Source organism: Microbispora rosea, assembly GCF_044460045.1.
In the GTDB taxonomy this organism is placed as follows: Bacteria; Actinomycetota; Actinomycetes; order Streptosporangiales; family Streptosporangiaceae; genus Microbispora; species Microbispora rosea.
The window spans coordinates 687,538-712,731 of sequence record NZ_JBITJO010000004.1; the positions used below are offsets into that span (position 1 = coordinate 687,538).

At 70.1% G+C, this 25,194-nt stretch carries 25 protein-coding genes; 12 read left to right on the forward strand and 13 right to left on the reverse strand.

Translation table 11 applies throughout. The features are described 5' to 3' along the window. Window positions 1-10 precede the first annotated feature (10 nt). The 6 genes from ACIBK1_RS20425 to ACIBK1_RS20450 all read right to left on the reverse strand — a co-directional run bounded on the left by ACIBK1_RS20425 (window position 11) and on the right by ACIBK1_RS20450 (window position 5,889). On the reverse strand, window positions 11-892 hold the full coding sequence (locus ACIBK1_RS20425; RefSeq protein WP_030509394.1) for a glycosyltransferase family 2 protein: 882 nt from the start codon (window positions 890-892) through the stop codon (window positions 11-13). Window positions 893-1,072: 180 nt separating this feature from the next. Then, window positions 1,073-1,831 carry a CDP-alcohol phosphatidyltransferase family protein gene (locus ACIBK1_RS20430; protein ID WP_030509395.1) on the reverse strand — a complete coding sequence of 253 codons (759 nt, stop codon included), beginning with the start codon at window positions 1,829-1,831 and terminating at the stop codon, window positions 1,073-1,075. Continuing rightward, a complete protein-coding gene (locus ACIBK1_RS20435) occupies window positions 1,809-2,849 on the reverse strand; it encodes an iron-containing alcohol dehydrogenase family protein (RefSeq protein WP_030509396.1) in 1,041 nt (346 codons plus the stop codon). Before ACIBK1_RS20435 ends, ACIBK1_RS20430 begins: the two co-directional genes overlap by 23 nt. Before the next feature lie 44 nt (window positions 2,850-2,893). Then, window positions 2,894-3,625 (reverse strand): phosphocholine cytidylyltransferase family protein, encoded by a 732-nt coding sequence (locus ACIBK1_RS20440; RefSeq protein WP_396736902.1) that lies wholly within the window; start codon window positions 3,623-3,625, stop codon window positions 2,894-2,896. A gap of 93 nt (window positions 3,626-3,718) precedes the next feature. Then, window positions 3,719-4,384: a DUF5941 domain-containing protein gene (locus ACIBK1_RS20445; protein ID WP_051761958.1), complete on the reverse strand. Its 666-nt coding sequence runs from the start codon at window positions 4,382-4,384 to the stop codon at window positions 3,719-3,721. Further along, window positions 4,381-5,889 carry a CDP-alcohol phosphatidyltransferase family protein gene (locus ACIBK1_RS20450; protein ID WP_396736904.1) on the reverse strand — a complete coding sequence of 503 codons (1,509 nt, stop codon included), beginning with the start codon at window positions 5,887-5,889 and terminating at the stop codon, window positions 4,381-4,383. Before ACIBK1_RS20450 ends, ACIBK1_RS20445 begins: the two co-directional genes overlap by 4 nt. 168 nt (window positions 5,890-6,057) lie before the next feature. Between ACIBK1_RS20450 and ACIBK1_RS20455 the strand changes: the two genes are divergently transcribed. From ACIBK1_RS20455 to ACIBK1_RS20465, 3 genes are read left to right on the forward strand one after another with little or no spacing between them, the layout of a single operon-like run. Then, complete coding sequence (locus tag ACIBK1_RS20455) at window positions 6,058-7,464, forward strand: bifunctional cytidylyltransferase/SDR family oxidoreductase (RefSeq protein ID WP_036407482.1); 1,407 nt, start codon at window positions 6,058-6,060, stop codon at window positions 7,462-7,464. A 34-nt stretch (window positions 7,465-7,498) separates the two neighbouring features. Next, window positions 7,499-9,349 carry a CDP-glycerol glycerophosphotransferase family protein gene (locus tag ACIBK1_RS20460; protein WP_396736907.1) on the forward strand — a complete coding sequence of 617 codons (1,851 nt, stop codon included), beginning with the start codon at window positions 7,499-7,501 and terminating at the stop codon, window positions 9,347-9,349. A 31-nt stretch (window positions 9,350-9,380) separates the two neighbouring features. Next, window positions 9,381-10,019, forward strand: a complete 639-nt coding sequence (locus ACIBK1_RS20465; protein ID WP_231513975.1) for a Uma2 family endonuclease — start codon at window positions 9,381-9,383, stop codon at window positions 10,017-10,019. On the opposite strand, the gene ACIBK1_RS20470 is transcribed toward ACIBK1_RS20465, so the two are convergent. Next, window positions 9,996-11,054 carry a glycosyltransferase family 2 protein gene (locus ACIBK1_RS20470; protein WP_030509403.1) on the reverse strand — a complete coding sequence of 353 codons (1,059 nt, stop codon included), beginning with the start codon at window positions 11,052-11,054 and terminating at the stop codon, window positions 9,996-9,998. The two genes, ACIBK1_RS20465 and ACIBK1_RS20470, sit on opposite strands and share 24 nt — an antisense overlap. A 54-nt stretch (window positions 11,055-11,108) precedes the next feature. Between ACIBK1_RS20470 and ACIBK1_RS20475 the strand changes: the two genes are divergently transcribed. From ACIBK1_RS20475 to ACIBK1_RS20505, 7 genes are all read left to right on the forward strand, one after another. After that, window positions 11,109-12,647 carry an LCP family protein gene (locus ACIBK1_RS20475; protein WP_030509404.1) on the forward strand — a complete coding sequence of 513 codons (1,539 nt, stop codon included), beginning with the start codon at window positions 11,109-11,111 and terminating at the stop codon, window positions 12,645-12,647. Between the two features lie 285 nt (window positions 12,648-12,932). Continuing rightward, complete coding sequence (locus tag ACIBK1_RS20480) at window positions 12,933-13,586, forward strand: hypothetical protein (protein WP_156081007.1); 654 nt, start codon at window positions 12,933-12,935, stop codon at window positions 13,584-13,586. Window positions 13,587-13,760: 174 nt separating this feature from the next. Next, window positions 13,761-14,258: an SdpA family antimicrobial peptide system protein gene (locus ACIBK1_RS20485; RefSeq protein WP_396736912.1), complete on the forward strand. Its 498-nt coding sequence runs from the start codon at window positions 13,761-13,763 to the stop codon at window positions 14,256-14,258. Next, window positions 14,252-15,298, forward strand: coding sequence for a sporulation-delaying protein SdpB family protein (locus tag ACIBK1_RS20490; protein WP_396736915.1), 1,047 nt, complete (start codon window positions 14,252-14,254; stop codon window positions 15,296-15,298). Before ACIBK1_RS20485 ends, ACIBK1_RS20490 begins: the two co-directional genes overlap by 7 nt. Continuing rightward, complete coding sequence (locus ACIBK1_RS20495; RefSeq protein ID WP_030509408.1) at window positions 15,299-15,763, forward strand: hypothetical protein; 465 nt, start codon at window positions 15,299-15,301, stop codon at window positions 15,761-15,763. Window positions 15,764-15,769: 6 nt separating this feature from the next. After that, on the forward strand, window positions 15,770-16,690 hold the full coding sequence (locus tag ACIBK1_RS20500; protein ID WP_396736918.1) for a CPBP family intramembrane glutamic endopeptidase: 921 nt from the start codon (window positions 15,770-15,772) through the stop codon (window positions 16,688-16,690). Further along, entirely contained in the window at window positions 16,687-17,124 is a 438-nt protein-coding gene (locus ACIBK1_RS20505; protein ID WP_051761962.1) for a DCC1-like thiol-disulfide oxidoreductase family protein, read from the forward strand. Before ACIBK1_RS20500 ends, ACIBK1_RS20505 begins: the two co-directional genes overlap by 4 nt. Here ACIBK1_RS20505 and ACIBK1_RS20510 read toward each other — a convergent pair. The 4 genes from ACIBK1_RS20510 to ACIBK1_RS20525 form a co-directional block, all read right to left on the reverse strand. Continuing rightward, the gene (locus ACIBK1_RS20510) at window positions 17,093-17,698 is read right to left on the reverse strand and encodes a response regulator transcription factor (RefSeq protein ID WP_331281175.1); all 606 of its coding nucleotides are present in this window, start codon (window positions 17,696-17,698) and stop codon (window positions 17,093-17,095) included. The two genes, ACIBK1_RS20505 and ACIBK1_RS20510, sit on opposite strands and share 32 nt — an antisense overlap. Before the next feature lie 1,104 nt (window positions 17,699-18,802). Next, window positions 18,803-19,987: a serine hydrolase domain-containing protein gene (locus tag ACIBK1_RS20515; RefSeq protein WP_396736921.1), complete on the reverse strand. Its 1,185-nt coding sequence runs from the start codon at window positions 19,985-19,987 to the stop codon at window positions 18,803-18,805. 40 nt (window positions 19,988-20,027) lie between these two features. Further along, window positions 20,028-20,405 (reverse strand): hypothetical protein, encoded by a 378-nt coding sequence (locus ACIBK1_RS20520; RefSeq protein WP_396736924.1) that lies wholly within the window; start codon window positions 20,403-20,405, stop codon window positions 20,028-20,030. Between the two features lie 284 nt (window positions 20,406-20,689). Beyond that, window positions 20,690-21,316, reverse strand: coding sequence for a TetR/AcrR family transcriptional regulator (locus ACIBK1_RS20525; protein ID WP_030509415.1), 627 nt, complete (start codon window positions 21,314-21,316; stop codon window positions 20,690-20,692). Window positions 21,317-21,409: 93 nt separating this feature from the next. Here ACIBK1_RS20525 and ACIBK1_RS20530 point away from each other — a divergent pair, with 93 nt between their 5' ends. Then, window positions 21,410-22,066 carry a maleylpyruvate isomerase family mycothiol-dependent enzyme gene (locus ACIBK1_RS20530; RefSeq protein WP_396736927.1) on the forward strand — a complete coding sequence of 219 codons (657 nt, stop codon included), beginning with the start codon at window positions 21,410-21,412 and terminating at the stop codon, window positions 22,064-22,066. Window positions 22,067-22,146: 80 nt separating this feature from the next. On the opposite strand, the gene ACIBK1_RS20535 is transcribed toward ACIBK1_RS20530, so the two are convergent. After that, window positions 22,147-22,800 carry a TetR/AcrR family transcriptional regulator gene (locus ACIBK1_RS20535; protein WP_030509417.1) on the reverse strand — a complete coding sequence of 218 codons (654 nt, stop codon included), beginning with the start codon at window positions 22,798-22,800 and terminating at the stop codon, window positions 22,147-22,149. A gap of 162 nt (window positions 22,801-22,962) precedes the next feature. Here ACIBK1_RS20535 and ACIBK1_RS20540 point away from each other — a divergent pair, with 162 nt between their 5' ends. Beyond that, window positions 22,963-24,843: an AfsR/SARP family transcriptional regulator gene (locus ACIBK1_RS20540; RefSeq protein ID WP_396736930.1), complete on the forward strand. Its 1,881-nt coding sequence runs from the start codon at window positions 22,963-22,965 to the stop codon at window positions 24,841-24,843. 71 nt (window positions 24,844-24,914) lie between these two features. On the opposite strand, the gene ACIBK1_RS20545 is transcribed toward ACIBK1_RS20540, so the two are convergent. Next, window positions 24,915-25,091: a hypothetical protein gene (locus tag ACIBK1_RS20545; RefSeq protein WP_156081009.1), complete on the reverse strand. Its 177-nt coding sequence runs from the start codon at window positions 25,089-25,091 to the stop codon at window positions 24,915-24,917. Window positions 25,092-25,194: the final 103 nt, after the last annotated feature.

The following is a 25,194-nucleotide window of genomic DNA, read 5'->3' on the forward strand; positions in this document are numbered from 1 at the left end:
CGAAGCACTACTAGACGATGGGCGGGCGGCCGAGGCGGAGCATGCGCCAGGCGGTGCGCCAGGCCATCGGACGGCGCTCGCCGGCCGGCTCGCGCAGCCCTTCGAAGAAGCCGCGGAACCACGCCTTGATCGCGGGCATCGAGCGCTCGCGTACGAGCGTGAGCACGACCCAGTTGAGCAGGTAGAGCATCGCGAGCGGCCACGGCAGGTTGCGCCGGGCCAGCCAGACCCGGTTGCGGGCGTTCAGCCGGTAGAAGTCCGTGTGCCGGGACGGCAGCACCAGCGGGTGGTACATGACCGTCTCGGCGTCGTACTCGATGCGGTAGCCCTCGCCGAGCAGGCGCCAGGCGAGGTCGCTCTCCTCGTGGGCGTAGAAGAACCGCTCGGGCAGCCCGCCGACCTGGAGGAACGCCGACTTGCGGATCGCGCAGGCGCCGCCGAGGAAGGTCGTCACCGGGGAGGACCGCTCGGGGTCGCCGGCCCGCAGGCGCGGCACGTGCCGCCGCTGCACCGAACCGCCCTCGGGGTCCATCACCCGGAAACTGATCACGGCGAGGTCGGGCTCGTGCGTGAACCGCTCGCGGACGTGCGCGGCGACCTTGGAGTTGGCGTACCAGCCGTCGTCGTCCAGGAACAGGACGATGTCGCCCGAGCACTCCTGCACGCCGCGGTTGCGCCCCTCGGGGATGCCCGCGTTGTGCTCCAGCCGAACGGTCTTGATCGACGCGGCGGAGCCGGGCAGCGGCCGGACGGTCAGCCCCGGCACGTCCGCGCCGTTGCCGACGATGACCACCTCGATGTCGCCGTCGGTCTGGGTGAGCGCGGATTCCACTGCCCGGTCGAGCTCGGCGATCCTGTTGCCCATGGTGAGAATGACACAGGAGATTTTCACCGCGTCATCGCCTCGACGTGGGGCGCACTACACACGACTTCATGATCACCGAGTCTGTATGGCCGGGCAATCCGGAATCTGCCTGGTTTACCGTTGAACAAGGGTATCGGAACTGCCACCAAACCCCTACCCAACCGCGAATGTACGGCCCATCAGCACGCCGCGCGGGAACCGACGCGCTCATGAGAGCCGCCGGGAGGCGAGGATGCTGACCAGGTGCAGCAGGAGCTGGACCACCGCGATGATCACACAGGCCACCACGAGGATCCGGGTGGCGGAGAACCAGTTGTCGAGCACCGCCGCGACCACGACGATCAGCGACAGCTCGACGGCCTGGATCACCCGGTGGAACCGCAGCGCCGCCGCGGCCTTGCGGGCCAGCGCGAGCCGCGGCGAGGTGAACTGCTGCGCCGCCGCCTCGGTGGTCGCCACCAGGCCCGACCGGGCGCGGGCGACGTCGACCAGGTCGGTCTCCGACTTGATCAGGATCGCGCCGAGCGCCGCCGCCACGCCCATCACCGTGTACCAGTCGGGCAGGGTCTCCGAGGCCCGGAAGCCCAGCCCGATCAGCAGGGCCGCCTCGGCGAAGTAGTGCCCGACCCGGTCGAGGTAGACCCCGGTGATCGAGGTCCGGCCGGTCCAGCGGGCCAGCTCCCCGTCGGAGCAGTCGAGCAGCAGGTAGACCTGGATGAGCAGGGCCGCGCCCAGCGCCGCCCAGAAACCCGGGAGGGCGAGCACGGCGCCCGCCGCCACCCCGCACAGGATCATCAGGCCGGTGACCTGGTTCGGCGAGATGGGGGTCTTGGCCAGCAGCCAGGTGGCGTAGATGGACAGGCGCCGCATGTACAGCAGGCCGGCCCAGTGCTCGCCGCTGCGGCGGTCCATGGTGGTCTGCGGCTGGGCGACCGCGCGAAGCTCAGCGACCGACGGCGCGGACATAGTCCTCAACTCTCCCCCGGACCTCGTGCTCGGACAGCCGGAGGTGCTCAAGGATGGTGTAGCGGCCGGGCCGGGTGCTGGGAGCCAGCATCACCGCGGCCGTGAACTGGTCGATCGTCAGCCCGACGTCGCCGGGGGCGACGGGCAGGCCGTGCCGTCTGAGACAGCCGGTCACCTGGCCGAGCCGGTGCGCGTCCTCACGGAGGAAATAGCAGAACGCCGCACCGATGCCGGCCAGCTCACCGTGGTTGGAGGTGCCGGGGAATAGCTGGTCCACAGCATGAAGGATCTCATGATCGCCGCCACTCGCCGGACGGCTTGACCCCGCGATGACCATCGACATCCCCGACAGGATCAGCGCCTCGGCGAGCACGGTCAGGAACGCGTCCGACTCGATCGAGTCCGGCCGGCCGAGCACGGCCTCGGCGGCGGTGCGCGACATGGAGATCGCCAGCCCGTCGATGGGCTCGCCCCGCTCGGTGTTGCCGAGCTGCCAGTCCTCGATGGCCGACAGGTTGCTGAGCACGTCGCCGATGCCGGACCGGACGAGCGGGGGCGGGGCGTCGTGGACGAACTCGAGGTCCACCATGATCGCCAACGGCATGGGGACGCCGAACGAGCCCTTGCCGCCCTCGTACACGAGTGAGGCCACCGGCGAGCAGATGCCGTCGTGCGAGAGGTTCGTGGCGACGGCGACGATCGGGATGCCGGCGAGCGACGCGGCGTACTTGGTGGCGTCGATCGTCCTGCCGCCGCCGACGCCGACGACGGCCTCGTAGTTGCCCTTGCGCAGATCCGCGCCGAGCGACACGGCGGCGTCCACGGTGCCGTCCGCCACCCGGAGCACCTTGGCCTCACCCAGCGAAGGCGCGATGACCTCCGCGATGCGGTCGCCCTGCCCGACGCCGACCGCGACCGCGACCCGGCCGGAGGTGGCCACCCTGCTGTCGGCGAGCAGAGTTCCGAGCTGCGCGATCGCGCCCCGCCGCACCTCCATGGTGAGAGGCGCGGGGAGCATCCTTGCCAGAATCGGCATGCGAACTCCTCAGAAGACCGCGGAAATCAGTACCGGCACGCGATCTCACGGGCCTTCGCGAGGTCGTCGTGGTTGTCCACCTCGACCCACTCGACCTTGCCGATCGGCGCGACGGCGATCTTCTCGCCGCGCTCCACCATCTCCTGGTAGCCGTCCTCGTAGTAGAGCTGCGGGTCGCGCTCGAACGTCGCCTTCAGCGCGTCGGCGAGCCGCTCGGCCGCGCCCGGCCGGATCAGCGTCGCGCCGATGTACTCGCCATACGCGTCGGCCGGGTCCATGAGCTTGGTGATCCGCTTCAGCCGGCCGTCCTCCAGGGTGACCTTCATCTCCTCGTCCGCCAGCGACTTCACGTCGTCGACGGCGAGCAGAATGTCGGAGGTGTCCTCAGCGGCCAGCAGGGTCCGCTCCACCGACACCGGGTGGACGGTGTCGCCGTTGACCAGCAGCGCGCCCTGGGAGAAGTAGTCGCGGGCGCACCACAGCGAATAGGCGTTGTTCCACTCCTCGGCCTTGTCGTTGTGGACAAGCGTGAGCTTCACCCCGTGGCGGCGCTCCAGGTCGGCCTGCCGTTCCCGTACGGCCTGGGCCTGGTAGCCGACGATCACCACGACCTCGCGGAGGTCCACGGCCGCCAGGTTACGCAGAGCGATGTCGAGGATCGTGGTCTCACCGTCGACCGGCACCAGCGCCTTCGGCAGCGTGTTGGTGTACGGCCGCAGGCGACGTCCGGCCCCGGCGGCCAGCACCATTCCGAGCAATTTCCCGCACTCCTTGAGGTCGAGCGTCAGACAGTAACCCCAAAGGTTAGTTGGCTCGGCACCCCGATTGGGTAATCCACCGTTGGTCTGACGTTAATCGGCGGGTGCCGGTTCCACGGCCTCGTCGGGCGTGCGGGGGGCGGCGAGCCAGCAGGTCACGCTCTCCCAGGCGAACAGGGCCCACAGATAGACCGCGAGCAACACGAACACGGCCGTCACCACGTCGAGCAGGCCGCCCAGGGCGACGGCGAGCATCCGGCCGTCCCATCCCAGCCCGGCCGTCGCCAGCCACGGCGGCGGATACACATGCTGACGCAGCCGGTAGACCGTGTCGTAGTGGTGGAAGGCCATCGCGCCGAGCAGCGCGACGATGAGCACCGGCGGGACGGAACGGGCGAACCCGGCCGAGGCGATGAAGCCGTACTCGGTCAGTCGCAGGATCGGGGGCGCCAGCCAGTCGAGCCGGCCGTCGTGCCGGTGGGCGCTGCCCGCCCCGGCCAGCAGCAGGGCCACCGCCGGGGCGAAGACCGCGAAGTCGTCGGCCCCGGCGATGCCGAGCACCAGCAGCACGGCGGTCACGAAGGCTCCCGCGACCACGGGCGGCAGCGGCGGGAGCTGCCCGGCCACGAGCAGCCCCATCGCCTTCGACAGCGGGCCGTCGTCGCGGTTGGCCACCACGACGCTGCGCGGCACCGGGGTCATGTGCACGGAGATCGCGCCCCTGGCCTTCCCGCCCGTCTCACCAGGACGCCTGCTCATGCGAAGGACCTCGCCATCCGCCCGCCAGTCGTGTAGGCCAGGGCCACCGCGCCCCAGCCCAGCAGCGCGAGGAACGTCACCCGCGCGTCGAACAGCGCGGCGGTCACCGAGATCAGCGCCATGCGCTCCCCAATCGGCAGGACGATCATCTTCTTCGCCCAGTAGGCCACGCCCCTCGCGGCGCTCAGCGCGTCGAGCCGCCGCGACAGCGCCAGCACCGATCCGGTGCCCTTCGCGGCGGCCGCCGCGGGCGCCTCGTCCCAGGGCACGGCCATCGAACGCGGGGCCGCCGCCCGCAGGCCGGCCGTTCTAGCCCGGTCGGCCATCGCTCCCGCGTAGGAGAAGTCGACCATGTGACGGACCGTCTGAAGGATCATCGCGCCCACCGCCAGGGCCCAGATCTCCCACGGCTCCCGGGACCCTGCCACGTATCCGGCCGCCAGGCCGACGTACACCAGGTATTCCTTCAGCCGGTCGCAGATCGCGTCGAGCCAGCTCCCGAGCGGCGAGAAGCGGCGCGTGTACCGGGCGAGCTGCCCGTCGAGGCAGTCGAGCACGAACGACAGGTAGAGCGCGACGGCGCCGACCACGAGCCCCGCCCGGCGTCCGTCGGAGAACCAGATCGCGGCGATGGCGGCGAACGCGACCGAGATGCCGGTGACCGTGTTCGGGGTCAGGCCGAGACGGGCGGCCGGGCGGATGAGGTGGCGCGACCACGAGCTGACGCAGTGGGTGGTGAAGAAGCCGTCGCCGCTCTTCACCGCGGCGTCGAGCCTGGCCTGCGCCTCGTCGACGTCGGCCAGCTCGCGCACGGCGCGCTCGGCGGCCGGGCGCGTGCCGGCCCGCCCGCAGTGCAGGGTGTCCAGCGCGACGGCGTGCACCTGCACGCCCGCCCGCACCAGGCCCGTGAGCAGCAGCTCGGGAACCTCGCCGTCGCCGACCCGCCCGAGGTGGCGGCGCTGGGCCAGGTCGGCCAGGTCCTCGGCGATGTCGGCCAGCCCGGCCAGGTGGGCCTCCCCCACCTGGAGGACGCCGCGGAAGGTGCCGTTGGCCCACTCGACCTCGTGGAAGGACGTGCCCGCCGACACGACGCGGCCCCACTCGGTCCGTACGGGCGGCCGCAGCGGGGCCGGGTCGCCGCTGGCGACGAGCGCGCCGGTCGGGCGCGCGGGATGGCCGAGCAGCAGCGACAGCGCCTCGGTGTGCGCGACCAGGTCGGCCGCCAGCACGGCGACCGGAGAGGTCGAGGCGCGGGCCGTCTTGGCCACGATCCGCAGGTCCTCGGCGAGCCCGTCGCTGACGCGGATCTGGTGGGGCGGGCCGCTCTCCGCGCCCTTCTCCCATCCCTCCGCCTGGGCGTCCTGGCCGCGCACCACGACCAGCACCTCGCGAACCGGCAGCGCGCGGAGCTGGGCGGTGAGCCGCTCCAGGAGGCTGCCGTCGGATCGGGCGCCGTCGGACCAGGGCAACCCGGCGGCCGGCGAGGTCGCGAGGACGATCGCCACCGTTTCTGTGTCCCGTGACGTACCGGGCTTGCTCGGATCCGCCCCCATATGAAACCCGCTTCACGTTGACCGCACGTGCTCACCTCGCAAAGTAACCGAGTGATCACTAGGTGGCAATCACCTTCTACGGCTTCCGGCACGGGTATGGTCTCCTCCGGGGAGGACATCATGATCGCCGAATCGCGTCTGCGCAGGGTGGGGGTGGTGCTGGCCGGCGGTGTCGGTCAGCGCGTGGGCCTCAACACCCCGAAACAGCTTCTGAAGATCGCCGGGAAGACGATTCTGGAGCACACGCTCGACGTGTTCGACGGCCACCCGGAGATCGACGAGGTCGTCGTCCTGATGGCCCCCGGCTTCGTCGCCGAGGCCGAGGAGCTCGTCAGGAAGAACGGGTACACCAAGGTCGGCCGGGTGCTCGAAGGAGGTGCGAGCCGCACCGAGACGACCTGGCGGGCCCTGTCCGCGCTGGGCGAGCAGGAGTGCGACGTGCTGCTGCACGACGCCGTACGGCCGCTGATCGAGCCCCGCATCATCAGCGAGTGCGCGGCCGCGCTCGAACGCTACGAGGCGGTCGAGGTGGCGATCCCGTCCTCCGACACGATCGTGGTGGCCGCTCCGGGCCCGCGGGGCGACATCATCCGCGACATCCCCGACCGCTCCCGGCTCCGCCGGGGGCAGACCCCGCAGTGCTTCCGGCTGTCGGTGATCCGGGCGGCGTACGAGCGGGCTCTGGCCGACCCCGAGTTCCCCTCGCTGCCCACGACGGACGACTGCGGCGTCGTGCTGCGCTACCTGCCCGACGTGCCGATCTACATCGTGCCCGGCAGCGAGCACAACATGAAGGTCACCCATCCGGTCGACGTCTTCATCGCCGACAAGCTCTTCCAGCTCGCCGAGAACACGGCGCCCGCACTGGACGAGGAGGCCTACCGGGCCGGGCTCGAAGGCCGCACGCTCGTGGTCTTCGGCGGCAGCTACGGCATCGGCGCGGACATCGTCGCGCTGGCCAGGGGATACGGCGCGAGCGTGCACTCGTTCTCCCGCAGCCAGAACGGCGTGCGCGTCGAGGACGTCGCCGCCGTGGAGGACGCGCTCGCCCGGGTGTACGCCGAGACCGGCCGGATCGACTACGTCGTCAACACGGCGGGCGTGCTGCACATGGGCAAGCTCGGCGAGTCCGGGCAGCACACGATCGAGGAGACCATCGGGGTCAACTACCTCGGACCGGTCAACATCGCCCGCGCGTCCGTGAAGTACCTGATGGAGACCCGCGGCCACCTGCTCCTCTACACCTCCTCGTCCTACACCCGCGGCCGGGCCGACTACAGCCTCTACTCCTCGACGAAGGCCGCCGTCGTCAACCTCACCCAGGCGCTCGCCGACGAGTGGGCCTGCCAGGGTGTCCGCGTCAACTGCGTCAACCCCGAGCGCACCGCCACCCCCATGCGGCTGCGCGCGTTCGGCGACGAACCCGCCGGAACGCTTCTCTCCCCCGCCGCCGTCGCCCGCACCAGCATCGACGTGCTGCTGTCCCGCCTCACGGGACAGGTCGTGGACGTACGGCTCAGCCGATGACCGCAACCATCTACGGAGGGATGGGCGCCCGCCCATGGGGGGAAACATCACGGGGCGCAGGGCCCCGAACGCACTGGTCAGGCTGGCCCGGCGGCCGGCGCTGAGAGGCCTGGCCGGTGGACGCAGAAGCGCGTTCACCGCGCTCACGCTCGCGTCGTACCCGGCCCTACTCGCCGCCGCCGTGTGGCCGCTGCCCGCGACCTTCGCGGTGCTCGTGCCGCTGTCGTACGCCGCGGAGATCGCGCTGCCCGGCCGGGCGGCGGGGACGCTGAGCCGGGCCCATCTCGGGGCCACGGTCCGCTTCCTGTCGCGTGAGACGGCCGTCGTCGTGCTGCTGGCACGGCTGGCCTCGGAACGGTCGTGGTGGTTCGCGGCGTTCGCGGCCGGGCTGTTCCTGTTCCACGGTCTGCGCGCGGTGCAGACGTGGCTCGCCGAGCACGTCGACCGGCGGCACAACCAGATGCCGGTGGTGACCCGCAACATCCGCCTGCCCGCGCTGCGGATCCCGCCCGCGCCGCCCCGCGTGCTGCTCACCTGGCGGGGCGCCAAGCTGCTCTACCTCGACGCGCTCGCGGTCGTGCCGGCCGCGGCCGGGGCGTCGGCCGGCCTGGGCTGGACGGGCGCGGCGGGCGCCGCCGCGGCCCTGGCGCTGGAGGTCGTCGCGGTGGCCCTGCTGCTGGCGCACGCACGGCGGGCCAGGCACCTGGGCGACCGGCGCCGGGTCCTCGCGGTCGTGGACGAGTGGGTCGCCGCCTACCGGCCCGAGGTGGTCATGTACTTCTCCGGGCCGGTCACCGCGGCCTACCAGGCCACGATGTGGCTCGGGACGCTGGAGCGGATCGCGCCGAGGACGCTGGTGGTGCTGCGCGAGCGGGCCCTGGTCACGGCCCTCGGGTCGACGACGCTGCCGGTGGTGTGCGTCCCCTCCTCCGTCGACCTCATGAACTTCCGCGCGCTCGACGGCGTGCGGGTCGCGCTGTTCCCCGCCAACGTCGGCAACAACATCCACATGCTCCGGGTGCCGGGCGTGCGGAGCGTGTTCATCGGCCACGGCGACAGCGACAAGGAGGCGTCCTTCAACCCGTACACCAAGGTGTACGACGAGGTCTGGGTGGCAGGGCCGGCCGGGCGGGACCGCTACCTGCGCGCCCAGGTGGGCGTGCGCAACGAGGCCGTCGAGGAGGTCGGCCGCCCCCAGCTCGCCGGGGTGCGGCGCACCAGCCCGTACGCCGAGGGCACCTCGCCGCACCGGACCGTCCTGTACGCGCCGACGTGGGAGGGGTGGAGCGACGACCTGTTCCACAGCTCGCTCGTCGCCATGGGCCCGGCGATCGTGCACGCCCTGCTCACCAAGCCGGTGCGGGTGATCTACAAGCCTCACCCGCTGACCGGCCACCGCTCGCAGGCCGCCCGCTTGGCCCACCGGAAGATCATGAAGCTGCTGGGCGAGAGCACCGGCATGCCGCACCTCGTCGTGACCGGCCGCGAGCCGTCGCTGTACGAGTGCTTCAATGAGGCGGACGTGCTGATCTCGGACATCTCCAGCGTGGTGTCGGACTTCGTGGCCAGCGGCAAGCCGTACGTCGTGGCCAACGTGGCGGGCCTGCCCGAGGACCGGTTCCGCGAGCGCTACCCGGCCGCGGGGGCGGCGTACCTGCTCGGCACCGACCTGGCCGAGCTGCCGGACATCATGCGGCGTCTCGACGTGCCCGGAGAGGACGACATGGCCGCCGCCCGGCGGGCGCTGCGCGCCTACCTGCTCGGCGCCGACCATCCGGACCCGCTGGCCCGCTTCGAGGAGGCCGTACGGCGTGCCGCCGCACGGGCCGAGGCGCGCGCCCGCTCCCTCGGCCTGAACGCCCTCGATCCTGTCGTTCACGAGTGAGATACTGACCGCGTCAACTCAGCGTATCGACGTGGACACGAACGGACACCAGCCCATGGTCGCGATCTCACGCAAACCCCACGGCCCCGCTCTGGCACCCGTACCCGAGCGGCCACTGCCCGGCACTCCTCGTGAGCTGTTCGACTCGCTGCCCCCACTTCCGGGTCTGCGGACCGAGATCATCGACGGGAGACTGATAGTGAGCTCCGTGGGCACCCCCGAACACGGCCTAGCCGCCATGCAGTTGTTCCGCGCGTTCATCCCCCTCATCGACGAGCGAGGGTGGGAGGGTTTCAGCGGCAACGTGGACGTGTGCATCGACGGCAGCCGGGACCCGGTAGAGCCGGACTTCGTCCTCGCCCCCAAGGACTGCCCACGCTGGGGGGAGCGGGAACTGCTCTCCTCGGGGCTGATGCTGGTGGCCGAGGTGGTCTCGAAGGGGAGCGCGGAGGACGACCGGCTCAAGAAGCCGGCGATCTACGCCGGGGGCGGCGTCCCGGTGATGCTCCTGGTGGATCCGCTGACGAGGCCCGCGTCGGTCACGGTCTACAGCGACCCCAAGGAAGGTCAGTACCAGGTGACCTCGACGGTGCCGTTCAGGCGGGAGATTTACGTCCCCCACCCGATCGGCTTCACGCTGGACACCTCAGTCTTCGAAGAGGTCCTCTAGCCGCGCCCGTTCGGGCTTGGGACGGGGCTTGCTGAGCTTCGGGGGGCTGGTCAGGAAGCCCGTCCCCCACGAGACGTGCATGGTGGCGTACACGACCGGCAGGCGTACGAGCGCGGCGCCGGACAGCCCGCGGCCGGTGAGGACCGAGCCCGCGAGGATCGCCAGGAGATAGCCCCCGGGGATGATCAGGCCGGGCCAGAAGAACGGCGAGACCACCAGGCCGAGCGCCATCGCCGCCACGGCGGCCGGCGGGGCGAGGTAGCGCAGGTTGATCGTGCCCTGGTGGGTGCGGGAGACGACCCGCCGCCAGCGGCCGTAGTGGAAATACTGCTTGGCCAGGGCGCGCACGTTGGGCCGGGGACGGTAGGTGACGCGCATCCTCGGCTGGAACCACACCAGCCCGCCGGTCTCCCGGATGCGGTGGTTCATCTCCCAGTCCTGCGCGCGCAGGAAGTGCTCGTCGTAGCCGCCCACCCGGTCGAGGGCGCTGCGGCGGAAGACGCCCAGGTAGACGGTGTCGGCCGGGCCCGCCTCCCCACCTGTGTGGAAGCGCGCGTTGCCCACGCCGATCTTCGAGGTCATGGCGCAGGCCACCGCCTGCTCGAACGGCGTGATGCCCTCGGCGGCCATGATGCCGCCGACGTTGTCGGCGCCGGTCTGCTCCAGCGTCTCCACGGCCGTACGGAGGTAGTCGCGGGGCAGGATCGCGTGCCCGTCGACCCGCGCGACGATGGGGTTGCGCGACGCCGTGATGGCGGCGTTCAGCGCGTTGGGGGTGCGGCCCGTGGGGTTCGGCACGACGACGACGCGGCGGTCCTCGGCCGCGATGGCGTCGGCGACCTCCTGCGTGCGGTCGTGGGAGGGCCCCACGCTGATGACGACCTCAAGAGGGCCCTCGTAGTCCTGTTCGAGGACCTGCCGTACGGCGTCGCGCAGGTGCCGTTCCTCGTTGAGCACCGGCATGATCACCGACACCGGCGGCCAGGGCCGCGCGGGATTCTGGCTCGACTGTCGCGAGTCGGGAAAGGGCTTCATGGCGGCGCTCACGCTACTGTACGGAGGGGTGGAGACGGCAACCGGAGGACGGGAATGCCCGGCGACCAAGAGGAGGACTCCGGCGTCCGCGTAGGGGGCGACGGATACGGCGGCGTGAGGCTGACGGCACAACGCGCCCGCCAGCGGAGGACGAACCTCCGATCCCTCGTCATTTCGGGCTCGCTGTCCGGAGTCGTGCTCATCGGCTCGGGCGTCGCGTGGCTGGCGCCGAACTACGCGCTCAACCGGATCCACTCGGTGGACGCAGGAACGAGCGAGGCCGAATCCACGGGTGCGATGAATATCCTGCTGGTGGGCGTGGACAAGCGCGACAACCTGACCAGGCGCCAGCAGAACCAGCTCCACCTCGGCCGCGACGTCGGGCAGCGCACCGACACGATGATGGTGATCCACCTGTCGGAGGACCACCGCGGGGTGACCGTGGTCAGCCTGCCGAGGGACACCTGGACGACGATCCCCGGCAAGGGCGAGCACAAGATCAACGCCGCCTACCAGTTCGGCGGCGCCAAGCTGGCCGTGAAGACGGTGGAGCAGGCGACGGGCCTGCGCATCAACCACTACGTCGAGGTCAACGTGCTCGGGTTCATCGACGTAGTGGAGTCGCTGGGCGGTGTCACCGTCTGCACGCCGGTGGCCATCGACGACCCGAAGACCAAACTGAACCTGCAGCCGGGGACGTACACGCTGGACGGCGTCAACGCGCTCGCGTACGCCCGCACGAGGGCCACGGCGCGCTCCGACCTCGACCGCATCGACCGGCAGCAGCAGGTCATCTCCGCGCTGCTCGGCAAGGCGCTCAGCGGCGGCACGCTGACCAATCCCGCCAGGCTCGCCGGGTTCCTCGACTCCACGTTCAAGACGCTCACCGTGGACGCGGCCCTGCAGAAGAACCTGCTCGGCATGGTGAACCAGTTCAAGGACGTCTCGACCGACGACGTGTCGTTCGCGACCGTGCCGCTGGCCGACGTGAACTACCACGCGCCCACGGGCGAGTCCGCGGTGCTGTGGGACAAGACGGCCGCCCGCGCCCTGTTCCAGCAGATCGACGCCGACCAGCCCCTCGTCAAGCCGTCGGCGAAGGCCTCGGCGTCCGCTTCGGGCAGCGCCGCGGCGCCGGCGAGCCCCGCGTCCTCCCCGGCGGCCTCCCCTGTGGCCTCTCCGGCGGCCTCTTCTGGGGCGCTCACGATCCCGCCGGGCCGCATCTCGGTGAAGGTGCTCAACGGCACGCTCATCACCGGCCTCGGCGCGACCACGAAGGCCCGCCTCGTCGAGGCCGGGTTCATGGTGCCGTCGCCCCCCGGCGACACGGCCCGCCGTGACTTCGCCACCACGGTCATCCGCTACCCGCCCGGCCGCGAGGACTCCGCGCGTACGGTGGCCGCCGCCATTCCGGGGGCCGAGTTGCGCGAGCAACCGGACGTAACCGGCATCGAGGTGGTGGTGGGCCAGAAGAACCACGACGTGAAGAAGGTGACGGTCGCCGCGCCGGCGGGCTCCGCCGCCTCCGCCTCGCCCACGCCGCAGGCGACCCCCTCCGCCCGGACCGCCACGCAGAACATCTGCAAGAAGTGACCTCCCGGCCGGAGACGAGCCGCGGCACCCGAGGTCAGGACAGTCCGAGACCGAAGCGGTAAACCGGTCGATGGACAACAGGTCCATCGACCGGAGGGTACACATTCACGACCCTCTCGAAAATCCTTGACTCATGCGCTGGCGGGCGCAAGCCGAATTTGGGCCCGCCAACGCATGCACCTTACTTCGCGGGCACGCTGCGGCTTGACGTGCCGGTCGTGACGTGTGCCGCGGACCCGCCGAGAGGAGACCCCCTTGTTTCTCACGATCCGCCGACGATGGGCAGTGCCACTGCTGGCAGTGGTGACGGCATTCGCCGTTGCCGTCACCTCGTCGTCCGTTCACAGCGCCTCCGCCGAGACTGCCCCGGTCCCCCGGTTCTCCGCGGTCGATCTCGTCGACGCCATCGCCTTCGGCCAGGGGCCGGCGGCGCGTTATCTGCACCCGTCCAGGCAGGAGCCGTTCCCGCTGGACGACAAGCTCGCGAAGGTCAAGCAGCTGGTGGACCAGAACGTCGCGCAGAACGGTCAGGTCGCCGCCGATCTCGCCGCGAAGCTGCAAAGCGGCAACCGCGTGGCCGTTACGGGCGCCGTCGCCACCCTCGCCAAGATCGCCCAGGCGGCGATGAGCAAGGTGTACGGCGCCGATGTCGTCGACCGCGCCATCAGCCGCACCAAGGCGCAGATCAGCGCGTCCGTCGACGCACAGGGAAACGGGGCGGCGGCCTACCAGGTCAACACCAACTACCAGATCAACACCAACTACCTCTACGCCTACGCGGCCCTCTACGGCGCCGCCGCCGTTCTGATCATCATCGTCCTCCTCCTGCCGGTCGCCCCGGCCAACGGCGCTCCGGTCCTGGACAACGTCGACAACTCGGCCAGGCTGGCATACGAGCAGTTCATCGACCAGATCGCCGGCAATCTTCGCGCGGCGTAGGACGCACGCGCCCGGCATCCCCATAGAGAGTTAAGAGGAATTCGTCCGATGGGGCTCAGGTTTTGGCAGAAGGGCGGAAGATCCGTCACCACGACTCGCGATCACTCCCACTTCCGTCTGCCTGAGCCCCAGCCCGGGGCTCGTGCGGCCATACGGCGGGGAGGACGCTTTCTTGTGATCGCGTCGGTTGCGACGGCCTTCGTGACCTATGTTCTCCATGCGGCTCTCCCTGTGAACGCGGTGGAGCTGCCCTTCGAGAACAGGGACGTCATCCGGCAATTCATCCCCGAGGGATGGGCGTTCTTCACCGCCAGCCCTCGTACCGTCTATCCCCAGGTTTACGAGAACGCGGCCGGCGCGTGGCGGGTGCACGGCGGAACTCTCGTCGTACCGTCCGGGCTGTTCGGACTGAACCGGTCGCAGCGCGCGGAAGGCACAGAGGCGGCCCTGCTGGTGTCCTCGATTCCCAAGGACACCTGGCAATCGTGCGACACGCTGCCCACGAACTGCCTCAACGGAATGCAACCGGCCGTCGCGTTACGCAATACATCGACGCTGCGTCATATTTGCGGAGACATCGGATTTGTCAACCAGGAAGTCCTGCCATGGGCATGGAGAAGGTCCAGCACGATCATGCCCTCGACGGTGGTGCGGGTGAGGGTCACATGCTGACAGGTCAACTTGAACGACTGGGCGGCTGGATCAGGCCGTACGTCGCGCGGCCCCCCTGGGGGACGGTCCTGGGGCTCGCGCGCACGCTGCTCGCTCTCGGTACTTTGGGCACCCTGCTCGCGACTCCCGCGTCCGTCCTGCTCTCCCCGCTCGCGGGCGGTGTCCGGCCGCCGGTGTGCTCGGGCGCGGGCTCCTTGAGCCTCTGGTGCGTCCTGCCCTCCGACCGGCACGAGCTCGCCAAATGGGTGTCGATCGGCGTGCTGGCCGTCGTGGCCAGCGGTTGGCGTCCGACGCTCACAGCGATACCCCACTGGTGGATCTCGTGGAGCTTCATCACCTCCGTCACCGTCCAGGACGGAGGTGATCAGGTGACCGCCGTGCTCACCCTGCTCCTCATCCCCATCGCGCTCACGGACCCCCGCCGATGGCACTGGACTCCCACGGCCTGGAGAGGCGTCTCCGAGACCCGGCGACTCGTCGCGGTCACGGCGTTCTTCCTCATCAGGGTGCAAGTGATGGTGATCTATCTGCACGCGGGAATCGCCAAGCTCGGGGTGCCGGAATGGGTGGACGGAACCGCCATCTTCTACTGGTTCCGAAACGTCGCTTTCGGCGCACCGGAACTGCTGCGACCGCTACTCGACGCAATGACCGACGTTCCTCTGCTGGTCGCTCTCATCACGTGGGGCTCGATCGTCCTGGAGGTCCTCATCGGCGTGGCGCTCTTCCTGCCGACGCGGGCACAGGTCGTGCTGCTGTTTTCCGGACTGCTATTCCATGACGCGATTTCCGCGCTCATGGGCCTGTGGAGCTTCGACGCGGCGATGACGGCCGCACTGGTCCTCTACCTGTCTCCCATCGGCGCCAACCTGGCGGGGGTGAAGAATGCGACCAGGCTCTGGCGGAAGCGGAACCTGTCAGGCGGGCAGGGTCAGCCCGCCACCGCGGAGTCCGAAGAGCCGCCGAAACCAGAATCGTCTAGCATGATTGTTCCCGGCGGCACCGGCAGAGAACTTGTCCGGGAAAGTGAGGCGGGCTGAATGTTTTCGGATCTCCTGCAGGTCATGTTGCCGCTTGCGGTGATTCTGGGAGTGGTCCTTCACGGAGTGACTCTCGCGAAGACGGGCGACCTGGCGGAGATCTCCGTCTCGGAACGAGAGATTCTGATAAGCCCGCGCAGCGTATTCAAGATCCTCTCGCTGCGCTGGAACATTCGCCTTCCCTCGGAGGCCATCACAGGTGTGTCCGTCGTCCTGCCGGGAGGGGTCCAAGCGCCGGGCCTGCGATACGGCGCCGTCTTCTTTCCGGGGCTGACGGCAGGCACCTACATGGCTCCCGACGGTATGTCGTACTGGCTGACCGGCCAGCGTCTGCCCGCATTGGAGATCACCTTGCGTGAGGGGTCTCTGTCGTACGTCGTCGTCCAGGTGCGCGATCCGGAGGCCGTGGCCACGCGCATCCGCAACCGCGGCAACGCGCCTTCGGGCGGGCCTGGACGGGGATGACGGACCATGGCTGTTTCGCCCGCCCGTAGGGATCTGCTGATCTTCCTCGGTGTCGCCTTCGGCCTCTCCTGGCTGATCGCGCTGCCGCTCTGGCTGGGAGAAGGCCTGGGGTCGCCGCTGGCCGGGCCGATCATCACCGTGATGTCGTTCACCCCGGCCCTGGGCGTGCTGGCTGTCCAGCTGACGCACCGCGGATCGGCCGCCGGCTTCCGCGAGGCCACCGGCCTCACGATGGGCCCGAACAGGAAGCGGACGATCGGATTGATCGTGGCCGGCTGGCTGGGAGTCCCGCTGATCGCGGTGGTCGCCACCGTCGTCAGCGCGATGCTCGGCCTCGTCTCTCTCGATTTCGGGAGACTCAGCCTCCTGCGGGGCGCCGTCGAATCGGCCACTCCCGCCGGTGCGGACGTGCCCGACCTGAGTCTTGTCGCCGCCTCGCAGGTCGTGGGAGCGCTGACGATCGCCCCACTGATCAACTCGATCGTGGTCCTGGGCGAAGAACTGGGGTGGCGGGGTTGGCTGCTGCCCCGTCTCGCCGGGAGCCAGGGCGTTCTCAAAGCGCTGGCGGTGACCGGGTTCGTCTGGGGACTGTGGCACGCGCCCCTAACGCTACTCGGCTACAACTATCCGGATATCGGTCCGTGGGCAGCCCTGGCGTTCACTGGATTCTGTGTGCTGTTCGGCATGCTGGTCGGCTGGTTGCGCCTGTCTTCCGGCAGCCTGTGGCCGGCGATACTGGCCCACGGCTCGCTGAACGCCTGTGCGGGGCTGCCGCTGTTACTGGGAGACGCGACCGAGCCGCCGAACATGCTCGTCGTGGGACTGCCGGGTTTCGTCGGATGGGCATTCCTGGCCGTTCTCGCCGTGGTCGTCCACCGGTGGTCCCCCATCCGCTTCACCGACGTCGAAGGCCGGGTGAACCCGTGAACGGATCCACTCCGTACGATCTGCCGCTGCTGGTGTACGACGGTGACTGCGGCTTCTGCGCCACTTCGCTTCGCGTCCTGCGGCGGATGCTTCCCTCCTGGCCTCAGGCGACCGCCTGGCAGGCAGCGGACCTGGGCCGTCTGGGTCTGTCCGCCGACCAGGCCCAGCGCGCCGCGTGGTGGGTGACCGGTGACCGGCCGCCCCGCCGCGGAGCGATGGCGTTCGCCGCGCTGCTGGCCTGGCAGCCCGCGCGCGGCTGGCGACTCACGGGCTGGTTGATAGCGCACCCGCCCTTGTCGTGGGCGGCGGTCGTCGTGTACGCATTGGTGGCCCGGCACCGCCGCCACCTGCCGGGCGGCACCGCGGCGTGCTCGGTATCACCGGGAATCAATCGGCCGAAGATCAGATCAAGCCCCACCTCAGGGCGGCGGTGACCGCCGCCGTCCGGTCGGAGACGTCGAGCTTGCCGAAGATGCGATTCAAATGCGTCTTCACGGTGCTTTCACCGATGATCAGCGACCGTGCGATCTCGGCGTTGGACCGCCCCTTCGCCACCAGGGAGAGGATCTCCGCCTCGCGAGGAGTCAGGGGTTGCGTTTCCGGCACGCTCATTCTGGACACGAGTTTCGTGGCCACCGGCGGAGCGAGAACCGTGCCTCCCTCGACAACCGTGGAAATCGCCGAGAGCAATTCGAGCACGCTGGTTTCTTTCAACAGGTAGCCGGCGACGCCCGCCGAAATCGCTCCAAGGATGTCCCGGTCGTCCGCGGAGCCGGTCAATACGACCACCCGGGTCTCGGGGCGGTCGTCCAGAATGCGCGCGACGGTGTCCGCACCACCTCCGGATGACATCCGCAGATCCATCAACACGACGTCCGGGCGCAATTCCCTCGCCCGTACGACGGCCTCATCCCCCGAGGAGGCCTCGCCTGTTATCGCGATATGAGAGTCGGCGAGGACGGCGCGCAACCCTTCCCGGAAGATCGGATGACTGTCCGCTATGATCATTCTGATCATTGAAATCCCCGTGATAGTTGGTGTCGGCGCGCGCGTCTTCTTCGTTCCCACCGAAGCCAGGCCGGTGCGAGACCATCCCCATGGCCGAGGACGCCGTCCGCCGGATTACCCCGTTTCCCGTTTTCCCGCTCAACGAATGCAGCCGTTGACCACTGCGGTAATCAAAGGCCGCCGCGATCGCCACGACCTTTTCGACCGATCCCCGTTCAGCCCCATTCATGCATCATCGATGCATACACCACTTTTATCCCATCTTCACATCGCCCACAAGATCCCGTAGAGGAAATCTGCGTCCCAGTTGACACCCTGCCGCGGTGCCCGCGGCTCGCGCGCGAGGCCTCGAGTACGGAACACCGGCCGGTCACCGAGCGGCGATCACGCCGTACGGATTCGGCGATGCGGACGGACTGGAGGACATCTGGGAATTATGAGCCTCGCGTGACTATGGTGAAGCAGGGCGAATATCGCTCCTTTGGACACCATTGCTGGCGAGTCGAGGGAGCGCACAGTGGCCGACCGTTCACGACCGTCCCAGGACGGGCCCGTACGTATCCACGCCGCCGGAATGGGCGGTACGGATCCGAGGCCGGGCGGAGGGGTACCGTGCTGACGTACGGCAGGCACCGACGGGAGATTCACGGCGGCGAACCGGAGACCACCCAGGACCGCATGGACCTTCTCGCGGTCGTGCGGGCGCTTGAATGCCTCACCCGGCCGGTGTCCGTCCAGCTCATGTTCGAGGGCGACCACGTGCGGCGGTGGGCGGTTCAGCGGTCCCCCACGCCGCCGGTCGATCGCGACGGCGACCTGTGGCTCCGCCTTGCGGCGGCCGCCCGGGCGACACGAGATCACGTCGATCCACCTCGACGGCGACTTCGCCGATCCCGGCTGCTTCCGCGCACTGGAACTGGCGACGGACGCGCTCACCGAGGCCGAGGACCAGCTCGTGCGTCTCGAACGCGAGCGGGAAGAGCAAAAATACAACGCGCCGTGCGAGGGCCCCTCAATCGACACAGTGCTCACGGAGTTCCTCGCCGACCGGCGCGACACCTGCTCCCCGCGCACCTTCGGGAAAGCCGTCCCGGGGCGCCGCGACTACCGGGCCTGGGCCTTCATCGCGTCGCGGACCGCGTCGAGGAGCGTGGCGGCCCTCAGGTCCGGTACGCCTTCCCTGATGTGGTTCATGACGTAGCCGAAGGCCAGGCCGGTCGCCGGGTCGGCGAAGCCGAGGGAGCCGCCGTAGCCGGGGAACCCGAAGGCGGCCGGGCTGTACCAGAAGGCGTCGGGTGTCGGCAGGCCGAAACCGGTGGCGATCCGGACGGGCACGCGCAGGACGCGGTCCACACCGCTGACCTGCTCGGTGGTCGCCGCCGCCAGAGTGGCGGGTGAGAGGACGCGATGCCCGTCGACCTCACCGATGAGCGCTGCGTAGAAGCGGGCCAGCGCGCGTGCGGTGCAGATGCCGTTGGTCGACGGCATCTCCGCGAGCTGCTCGGCGGGGTCGTCGTGGTTCAGCATCGGCGTGACGACGGTCATCGCCCGCATCGTCAGTGACGTGGGATCGGCGTAGGCGCTCATCACCTCGCGCGCGGGCTCGGGCAGGGCGTCCAGGTCGATCCCGGCCAACGCGCCGAGGTCGATCGGGGCGGCGACGATCCGGCTGACCCGATGCTGCTCGGATTCCGGCAGCCCGATCCACAGGTCCAGGCCGAGCGGTGCCGCGATCTCCTCGGCGAGGAACGTGCCGAGACTTCGGCCGGTCACCCGGCGGACGACCTCGCCGACCAGCCAGCCGTACGTGTGGGCGTGGTAGCCGTGATCGGTGCCCGGCTCCCAGAACGGCCGCTGGGCGGCCAGTGCGGTCACCATGGGGTCCCAGGCGATCGCCTCCGCCGGAGTGATCGGGTGATCGAGCGCGGGCAGTCCGGCCTGGTGGGTGAGCAGCCAGCGGACCGGGATCCGGTCCTTTCCGCATGCCGCGAACTCCGGCCAGTAGTCGGCGACGGGGGCGTCCAGGTCCAGCTCGCCGCGCTCGGCCAGCAGGTGCGCGCAGGCGGCGGTGACGCCCTTGGTGGTGGAGAACACGACCTGCAGGGTGTCGCGCTCCCAGCGGCGGCCGGTCCCGGGGTCGGCGATCCCGCCCCACAGGTCGACGACCTTCCGGCCGCGCAGGTAGACGGCGACCGCGGCGCCCACTTCCTGTCCGCCGGCCAGGTTGGCCGCGAACGCCTCACGTACCGCTTCGAATCCGGGTGCGGTCTCGCCGCCGATTTCGGGCATGCGTCATCGCCTTCGTGATGGGATTGATCGGGGGGAAGTGCTACCTCCGCCAGTGCCCGACGAGCCAGGCGCAGATTTCCGGCTCGGTCATCTCGGGGAAGTCCTCGGACAACGTGACGAGCGCGCGCAGCGCCTCGTCCCGGTCCATGCCTCGCGCCGCCGCTTCCTTCAGGTATTCCTGTCGCGCGGCGGTAGGACGTCCGCCGCCCGCGCCACGGCCCGGCAGGCCGTTGCGCCACTCGATGATCTCCGCCAGGCGGTCAGGCCGCCAGCCGGGAGTTCCGTCGACCTCGACGTCGGGCTCGGGGAACGGGCGCTCCGAACCGCCGGGATAGCGGGAGCGCCACTTGTGCACCGCGTGCCGGCTCACGCCCAGCGCCTCGCCGATGCCGATGACGCCGAGGTACCGCTCGGTCATGGTGCACCAACTCTGTCTGTACGGCCTCCTCCGCGATTCTCATTACTACCACGCCCAAGACGGAGTCCCGCATCGTCGATGCACTAACTTCGTCCCTTACGGAGACGAAGTTATGCCAAGAGGCGGAACATCGTCAACAGCCGGAAAGCCGACGGCGTTCACGGCTCCAGTGGTGACCGCGCCGCCCATCCCCATGGCCACGTGCTGATCGCGACGGCCCAGCGCCGCGTTTCGTGCTCACGGGGTTTCCTTCGGGGGCTCGGGTGCGGGGTGGAGGTGAGGAGTCATGATTTCGCGGTCAGGCCCAGGATGAGGGTGTCCAGCGCGAGGCGGGCCAGCCGGACGGCCTCCTCCCCGGACAGCGCCTGGAGCGGCCCGTGGACGCGCAACTCGGCGAGGCCGTGAACGGTGGACCAGCACGACCACTCGGCATCGGCACGGCGAGCCGGCGCCATGACTCCCGCCCGCGTCATCTCGTCGAGGATGCCGAGCAGGATGAGGTGGGGCGGGGGCGGGCCCCCCTCCTCGACTCCGTCCGGCGGCGCCTCCTGCGAGGCGCAGGCGAGCTCGTACCAGCCGGGAGTCGACTGGGCAAACCCCACGTACGCCAGCCCGAAGGCGCGCAGCCGTTCGGTGGATCGCCTCGCGGAGTCGAGGCCGGGCGTGATCGCGTCGAGCCGCTCGATGATGGAGCGCGCGAGACGATGCCGGGCCTCCAGCGCGACGGTGAGGACGAGCACCCTCAGGTCAGCGAAGTGCCGATAGGCGGCGTTGGGACTCACCCCGACCGCGCGGGTCACCTCGCGCAGGCCCAGAGCACCGGCGCCCTTGTCTCTGGCGAGGTCGAGAGCGGCCTCGATCAGGGCCGAACGCAGGTTGCCGTGGTGGTAGCCCGGCGAGGTTCTCTTCATGCTTGCCTGACACCTCCGTGGATGTCTACAGTGTGCACATTGCGGATGTTCACAGTGTATACATCATTCGAGACGGGACGGAAGGAACGGCGAATGGACGCCGATGCCGTACGCGACGCAATCGCGAACGAGCGGATGAGCCTGTGCGACCTGCTGGAAGAGCTGGACGACGCCGAGTGGGCAACCCCATCGCTGTGCGCGGGCTGGACGGCGAAGGATGTGGTGGCCCACCTGACGACCACCACCCGCACCACGGTGCTGGACATGGTCGCCGGCATGGCCCGCGCCCGCGGCGACTTCCACCGCATGACCGACAGACGTGCCCGCAGACGCGCGCAGAGGTTCACTCCGGCCGAACTCGTCGCGCAGCTGCGCCAGAGCGCGATTTCGCCGCGCCGCATGCCAGGCAGCGGACCGCTGGATCCACTGGTGGACCTGCTTGTGCACGGGCAGGACATCGCCCGCCCGCTGCACCGTGACCGGCCACTCCCGGCAAGTCCTGCGGTCGCGGCCCTGACCTACGTCGCCGGCAACCGCTTCTACGACGCGCCCGCGCGTCTCGCAGACCTTCACCTCGTCGCCACCGACGTGGACTGGACGTCCGGCAGCGGGCAGGAGATCAGCGGCGCGGTCGGCGACCTGCTCCTGATCGCGATGGGGCGTCCGGCCGGGCTGGCCGGCCTGTCCGGTCCCGGGACGGACGTCCTGACCGCACGGATGCACGGCCTTGAGCCTCGGCCCGGCCGATGAGCGTCGACGGCCGGGCCAGAAGATGCGACCAGGCGGCCCGCGCCCACGACCGCCACGCCACGTCTCGCGATCGGGCCGTCTCACCTGCGAGAGGGACGCTCCACCGGTGGGGGCTCTCCAGGCAGGCGGAGCGTGCGGTGGACCATCTGGTGCAGGTAGGTGCGGAAGCGCCACAGCGCGCCGGAGTGGTCGTGGTCGTAGCGCCGGCCCGACCGGTCGTACACGCCGCTCTGCACGAAGCTGTGCACGCACCAGATCACCGCGTTGATCGTGTAATCAACGTCCACATCCGGGGTGGTCACCAGCGGGGCGATGGTGTCGATCACGAACTGCGCCGCCGGCGCGGCGTACATCGGCTCCAGCTCGGGGATGTCGGTGGCGTCGGCGAGCCACCTGTGGGTGTAGAGCGCCGGATACTCCGGCTGGTGACAGCAGAAGTCGATGTATCGGTCGAGGAGCCGGTGCAGGGCGATGATCTTCTGATCGGGCGAGGCGCCGACGATGTCCTTGATCCCTTTCTCCAGGACGGCGTTGTGCGCGCTGTTCATGCGGTCCATGACCTCGAGATAGATCTCCCGCTTGTCGCCGAACTGCCGCCTCACGAAGGCCACGTCCGTGCCCGCGGCGTCGGCGATCTGCCGCATGTCCGTGCCGTCATAACCCAGCCCGGCGAACAGGCGGGTCGCCACCTGGAGAACGCGGTCGGACAGGTCCCCGTCGCCCGTACCCGTCATGCGGTAGTCGGTTCCCGCCTGGTTGCCCCCTAATCACCGTACGGTGGGCCCGGTCCGGAACTGTTCCGGACACTCGCCGGGCTTGTGCGGGTTCCCGGCGGGCCGGGATCTTCGTGGGGTTCTCTCAGACGCTCCTCGCGAGACGCCTATGGAGGTCCCCTCGTGCACCGATCATCCGCTCCGGAGGGCGGATCGACGCTTCGGTTCGGGTTGCTGGGCCCGGTCGAGGTCAGGAGGAACGGCAGGCCGGTCCCGCTCGGCTCACCCAAACAGCGTGCCCTGCTGACCGCGCTGCTGCTCGAACCCAACCGGGTCGTGTCGATCGACCGGCTGGTCATGGCCGTCTGGGACGAGGAGCCGCCCCGCTCCGCCGTCGCCAACGTCCGCACCTACATCAACCGGCTGCGGGGCACGCTCGGCGAAGGCGAGCGGCTGGCGGCCCGGCCGCCCGGTTACGTCCTCACCGTGCACGCCGGCGAGCTCGACGTGAACGAGTTCGCCGATGCCCTGCGTCGGGGCAGGCAGGAACTGTCGGCCGGGCGGCCGGAGACGGCGCTGCGGCACCTGACGGCGGCCCTCACCCGGTGGCGCGGCGCGCCGGCCGAGGACGTGCCCAGGTCGGCGGCGCTCGGCCCGCGCCTGGACGCGCTCGCCGAGCAGCGCTGCCTGGCCCTGGAGGCGCAGGCCGAGGCCCGCCTCATGCTGGGCGAGCACGCCGAGGCGGTGCCGGAGCTTCGCGAGACGGTGGCCGCCCATCCGGCCAGGGAGCGGCTGTGGGGCAGCCTCATGCTCGCGTTGTATCGCACCGGCGACTCCGCGGCCGCGCTGTCCGCCTACGGGCAGGCGCGTACGTTCCTGGCGGAGGAGCTGGGTGTCGAGCCCGGGCCCGAGCTGGCCGAGCTGCACCGGAGCATGCTCAACCGGGATCCCGCGCTCGGGGCGGTATCCCCGCTCGCCGCCCGCGGCCCGTCCCACCCGGCGCCCCTGCCGGGAACGGGGCAGCAAACGGGGCCGAAGCCGGCGCCGGTCGCGGCTCCCGGAGGTCTCGTGAGTCTCCTGGGCCGGGATCCGGAGCTGAACCAGCTCGTGGCCGCGATCACCGCCGGACATCCGCGGCCCGTCGCCGTGCACGGCGCGGCGGGGGTGGGCAAGTCGGCCCTGGCCCTGCACGCCGTCCGGACGGCGGCGCCGGATTTCCCGGACGGCGTGTTCCACGTCGATCTGCGGCCCTTTCCCCGGCCCGGTGCGTACGAGACGCTCGCTCGGCTGCTGGGACTGCTGGGACTGGCGGACGACGAGATCGCCGCCGATCTCGACGACGCGGTGCTCCAGCTCGCGAACGCCACGGCCGGCAGGCGCGTGCTCGTCCTCCTCGACAACGTGACCGACGAGGGGCAGGTGCGCCCGCTGGTCGGCGCCTGTCCCGGCTGCCGGTTCGTCATCACCAGCAGGACGGTGCTCGCGGCGCTCGACGACGTCGACCACCTGTCTCTCGCTCCCCTGACGGACGACGCGGCGTACGCGCTGGTGGTCCGGCTCTGCGGCAGGGACCGGGTGGATCCCGAGCAGGTGAGGAGAGTGGCCCGGCTCTGCGACAACCTGCCGCTCGCGCTGCGGATCGCGGGCAAGCGGCTCGCGGTCCGGCGGGAGTGGACGCTGGCGGCGTTCGCCGACATGCTGGCCGGCGAGGAGCACCGGCTCGACCTGCTGACCTGCGGTGACCTTTCCGTGCGCAGCGCCCTCGACCTCGACTACCAGGTCCTGCGGCAGTGCGGGGGAAAGGCGAACGGCAGTGCGCTCGGCCTGTTCCACCGCCTCGGCGAACGCGGCATGGCCGGCTGCGGGTCGACGACCGCGGCGGGGCTCCTCGGATGCGACCGGCGCACGGCGTGGGCGGCGCTCGGCAGGCTGGCCGATCTCCGCCTGATGACGTCCATAGCCCCGGACCACTACCGGATGAACGACCTCACCCGCCTGTACGCCATGGAGGTCGCCAGAGCCGCAGGAAAACCCGCGAACGGGAATTCGGCGGCTTTCGCCTGACGGGCGATGCGAGAGCGGAGCGCCCTTCACACGAGGGGAATTCGCGCGACAGGGCGCTCCGCCGTACCCGTTCAGCAGGTGTACTGCCACGGAGTGCAGTAGCCGCTGGGGATGCCCGACCCGGTGCAGCAGTAGCGGCGCACGCAGGTCCCCGAGTACTCGTACCAGCAGTTGACGGCCTCCGCGCGGGTGGCCGGGACCAGCCGGGCGACCATCCGGTCCGCCAGCCGCTGAATCGTCCGTGTCATTCAGTTCCTCCTTTTGAAGGGACTCCTTTTCGGTGACCGACGTTAGGAGCGGATCCGATCGCGGACGTACCACTCCGATACACGAATTCCTGTATCGGCTTCA

Excerpts from the sequence above, each read along its gene's own strand:
- ACIBK1_RS20435 (WP_030509396.1), bottom strand. The coding sequence starts at position 2,849 with ATGCTCCCCGCGCCTCTCACCATGGAGGTGCGGCGGGGCGCGATCGCG.
- ACIBK1_RS20520 (WP_396736924.1), bottom strand. The coding sequence starts at position 20,405 with ATGACCGAGCGGTACCTCGGCGTCATCGGCATCGGCGAGGCGCTGGGC.
- ACIBK1_RS20460 (WP_396736907.1), top strand. The coding sequence starts at position 7,499 with ATGGGGGGAAACATCACGGGGCGCAGGGCCCCGAACGCACTGGTCAGG.
- ACIBK1_RS20530 (WP_396736927.1), top strand. The coding sequence starts at position 21,410 with ATGGACGCCGATGCCGTACGCGACGCAATCGCGAACGAGCGGATGAGC.
- ACIBK1_RS20510 (WP_331281175.1), bottom strand. The coding sequence starts at position 17,698 with ATGATCATAGCGGACAGTCATCCGATCTTCCGGGAAGGGTTGCGCGCC.
- ACIBK1_RS20495 (WP_030509408.1), top strand. The coding sequence starts at position 15,299 with ATGTTTTCGGATCTCCTGCAGGTCATGTTGCCGCTTGCGGTGATTCTG.
- ACIBK1_RS20535 (WP_030509417.1), bottom strand. The coding sequence starts at position 22,800 with ATGACGGGTACGGGCGACGGGGACCTGTCCGACCGCGTTCTCCAGGTG.
- ACIBK1_RS20475 (WP_030509404.1), top strand. The coding sequence starts at position 11,109 with ATGCCCGGCGACCAAGAGGAGGACTCCGGCGTCCGCGTAGGGGGCGAC.
- ACIBK1_RS20490 (WP_396736915.1), top strand. The coding sequence starts at position 14,252 with ATGCTGACAGGTCAACTTGAACGACTGGGCGGCTGGATCAGGCCGTAC.
- ACIBK1_RS20545 (WP_156081009.1), bottom strand. The coding sequence starts at position 25,091 with ATGACACGGACGATTCAGCGGCTGGCGGACCGGATGGTCGCCCGGCTG.
- ACIBK1_RS20500 (WP_396736918.1), top strand. The coding sequence starts at position 15,770 with ATGGCTGTTTCGCCCGCCCGTAGGGATCTGCTGATCTTCCTCGGTGTC.
- ACIBK1_RS20525 (WP_030509415.1), bottom strand. The coding sequence starts at position 21,316 with ATGAAGAGAACCTCGCCGGGCTACCACCACGGCAACCTGCGTTCGGCC.
- ACIBK1_RS20470 (WP_030509403.1), bottom strand. The coding sequence starts at position 11,054 with ATGAAGCCCTTTCCCGACTCGCGACAGTCGAGCCAGAATCCCGCGCGG.
- ACIBK1_RS20445 (WP_051761958.1), bottom strand. The coding sequence starts at position 4,384 with ATGAGCAGGCGTCCTGGTGAGACGGGCGGGAAGGCCAGGGGCGCGATC.
- ACIBK1_RS20430 (WP_030509395.1), bottom strand. The coding sequence starts at position 1,831 with ATGTCCGCGCCGTCGGTCGCTGAGCTTCGCGCGGTCGCCCAGCCGCAG.
- ACIBK1_RS20455 (WP_036407482.1), top strand. The coding sequence starts at position 6,058 with ATGATCGCCGAATCGCGTCTGCGCAGGGTGGGGGTGGTGCTGGCCGGC.
- ACIBK1_RS20515 (WP_396736921.1), bottom strand. The coding sequence starts at position 19,987 with ATGCCCGAAATCGGCGGCGAGACCGCACCCGGATTCGAAGCGGTACGT.